This is a genomic window from Sulfuricurvum sp. (assembly GCF_028688295.1).
Taxonomy (GTDB): Bacteria; Campylobacterota; Campylobacteria; order Campylobacterales; family Sulfurimonadaceae; genus Sulfuricurvum.
Map to the genome: position 1 here is coordinate 1 of NZ_JAQTYM010000130.1, position 2,846 is coordinate 2,846.

2 protein-coding genes are annotated in these 2,846 nt (G+C 32.6%); both read left to right on the forward strand.

The window, feature by feature from the left end; genetic code table 11:
- Positions 1-686, forward strand: a 686-nt coding sequence (gene trpC, locus PHR02_RS13495) for an indole-3-glycerol phosphate synthase TrpC (protein ID WP_299992816.1), incomplete at its 5' end; no start/stop codon positions are given.
- Positions 687-769: 83 nt separating this feature from the next.
- The coding region (locus PHR02_RS13500; RefSeq protein WP_299992817.1) for a hypothetical protein at positions 770-2,846 on the forward strand (2,077 nt) is incomplete at its 3' end.

A 2,846-nucleotide genomic window follows, 5' to 3' on the forward strand; every position in this document is an offset into this window, starting at 1 on the left:
ATGCTCCAAGAGATGTAAAACCATATTTGACTTCTACAAAAGAAGAACCTATTCGAATTATTGCAGAAGTTAAAAAAGCCAGTCCTAGTAAAGGAATCATAAAAGAGGATTTTGACCCAATTTTAATCGCACAAGCTTATAGTAATAGTGGAGCAAATGCAATTTCTGTTTTAACAGAACCTCACTATTTTCAAGGAAATTTGGAATATTTAACTGCTATTAGAAGATATGTTCCAACTCCTCTTCTAAGAAAAGATTTTATAGTTGATAAATACCAAATAGTTGAGGCTTTGGTTTATGGAGCGGATTTTATTTTACTTATTGCAAAAGCATTAGGAACAAAAGAGTTAAAAGAGCTTTATGAATATGCTATTCATTTAGGGCTTGAAGTTTTAGTTGAAATCCACGACCTTGAGGATTTAACAAAAGCTATAAAAAGTGGAGCTACGATTATTGGAATAAATCATAGAAATCTTGATACATTTGAAATGGATATGACTTTATGTGACAAATTGATTCCATTGATTCCAAATGGAAAAATCATAGTTGCAGAATCAGGTGTTTCAAATGTTGAAACAATCAAAAGATTAAGCTCTATCGGTGCTGATGCATTTTTGATAGGTGAGCATTTTATGAAAGTTCCAAGCATTGAAGAAGAGTTGAAAAAGTTCAAACATTTGGATTAATAATTTATTTAATAAAATTTTAAGCTATGTTTTAAAAAATATGCGGTAAAATTACAGAATTTTAAAAACAAAAGGATATATTCATGGCAACAGCAATAGATAAAATAGCTAATAATAGCTTAGTAGCAATAAGTGGAACTACAGAACAGATACTTGCAGCATTAAAGGGAGTAACAGGATATAAAGGTGATGTAGCAGTAACTGGTGCAGCAACTTTAGAAGACTTAACTACTATAAATAAAGCAACAACTGGTGCTATTACTCTAGATACAGCAGTAGATTTTGTGGCTTCATCAACAGAAATTTTAACAGCAATCGCTGGAGATATCAATTTTGCTGGTTTGGATTCTGTAACAATTACTAATAATAATTATACATTAGCACAATTAAATACTATAGCTGATGCAGGTGTAGCTACAACAGTATCTAATACATCAGTAGCATTAAGTGGTTCTGTGGCGGATTTAGCTGTATTAGGCGATATTGATAATTATGCTGGTACTATTACAGTAACTGGTAACTATAACTTAGCACAATTAAAAACTATAGATACTTATACAACTGGAGCAATCAAACTTGCTAATACATCAGTAGCATTAAGTGGAACTGCAGCAGATTTAGCAGCTATGTTACCTACTTTAGCAGGTTATAAAGGTGCTGTAACAGTAGATAATGCAATTACTTTAGTAGAATTAAAAGCTATAAACAATGCAACAACTGGTGCAATTACATTAGCGGTTCAAACTGCAGATTTATCAGGAAGCGCAGCAGATATTCTTGCAGCATTTAAAGGAATCAAATCTTATGCAACGGGTGATATTACGGTAACTGGTACTGATTATAAATTAGCTGATTTAAAAGCTATTAATGCTATTACTACTGATGGTGCTTTAATTGTAACTACTTCAACGGTAGCTTTAACAGGAACTGCAAAAGATTTAGTAGCAGCATTAGATGGTGTAACTTATGCAGGTAAAGTAACAGTAACAGGTTCATATACTGTAGCTGATTTAAAAGCTATCAATACTGCTGTATCTGGTGATACAGTATTAGCTAGTAAAAATGTAGCATTAACTGGATCAATTGCTGATATTAAACTAGCATTAGCTGGAATTACAGATTATGCAGGAGCTATTAAATTAACAGATGTACCTGCTGATACAACTGAATTAGTTTCTATAGCTAATCTAACAAAAGGTAAAATTACACTTCCTGCAAATGGATATATTGATTTAGATGCTACTGCAGCAGTACTTCAACCACTATTAGCTAAAATCAATGGTGCTTATAAAGGTGATGTAACTGTATCTTCACTAGATGGTAACACAGTAAAAGCTTTAGCACAATTAAAAGCTATAAACGATGCAACAAGTGGTGATGTTACAGTTACAGCTGCATCTCCTTTAGAAGGAAGCATTAAAGATATTCAAGCAGCATTAAAAGGAATCACAGGATTCGATGCAGCTATAACAGTAACAGATGCTAAATATACATTAGCACAATTAAAAACTATAGTTGATTCAATGGGTGCTACTGCTGATACATTAATTTTAGATGTAAATGCACCATTAAGTGGTTCTGTAGAAGCTTTAAATGCAGTATTAGTAAAAGTTCCTAATACTTATGCAGGTGATATTACAGTAACTGGTAACTATTCATTAACTCAATTAAAAGATTTAAATACTGAAACTGCTGGAACAATCAAAGTTGCTAATACATCAGTAGCATTAAGTGGAACTGCAGCAGATTTAGCAGCTATGTTACCTACTTTAACAGGTTATAAAGGTGCTGTAACAGTAAATAATGCTGTTGATTTAGATCAATTATTAGCTATAAACAATGCAACAACTGGTGCAATTACATTAGCGGTTCAAACTGCAAATTTATCAGGAAGCGCAGCAGATATTCTTGCAGCATTTAAAGGAATCAAATCTTATGCAACGGGTGATATTACGGTAGATGGTACTGATTATAAATTAGCTGATTTAAAAGCTATTAATGCTATTACTACTGATGGTGATTTAATTGTAACTACTCCAATAGCTTTATCAGGAACTGCAAAAGATTTAGCAGCAGCATTAAATGGTGTTACTGGTTATACTGATGTAACAGTAACAGGTTCATATACTGTAGCTGAGTTAAAAGCTATCAATGCTGCTG